The 453-nt window shown below is 74.8% G+C and carries 1 protein-coding gene; it reads right to left on the reverse strand.

Annotation, left to right across the window (positions count from 1 at the left end; genetic code table 11):
* Positions 1–75 precede the first annotated feature (75 nt).
* Positions 76–453, reverse strand: a 378-nt coding sequence (locus D3D02_RS19740) for a molecular chaperone TorD family protein (protein ID WP_147435798.1), incomplete at its 5' end; no start/stop codon positions are given.

The following is a 453-nucleotide window of genomic DNA, read 5'->3' on the forward strand; positions in this document are numbered from 1 at the left end:
CTCTCGTTGCCGGTCACCTCGGAGGCGAGCAGCTGCGCGATCCGGACGCCGTCGTCGAGGCGGTCGGCGACCATCTCACGCGACCTCCGGGTCGTCGGCGTCGGTTGGGTCCGCGGTCCCGTCGTCGCCCGCGTCGGCGGCGAGCTCCTCGCGCACGTCGGCCGCGAACCGCGGCACCCACCGGCCGACGTGGTCCTCGACGAACGCGGCCGTCGCGTCCGTGACGCGCTCGACGCCCGTCTCGTCGCCCTCCTCGCGGAGGTACGCGCGCTGGGCCGCGAGGTGCGAGCAGAACTCCAGTTCGACCGATATCGCGTCGGCGCGGTCGCGCGCGCCGTCGGCGTTCTCCAGGCCGAACCCCCGGTAGAATCCGGCGGCGTCCGCCATCCGGTCGGTGTTGACCGTGACGCCGCCGGGCGCGTACGCCACCTCGTAGCGGTCGACCGCGCCGTC

Source organism: Halobellus sp. Atlit-38R (genome assembly GCF_003665925.1).
Classification (GTDB): Archaea; Halobacteriota; Halobacteria; order Halobacteriales; family Haloferacaceae; genus Haloquadratum; species Haloquadratum inordinatus.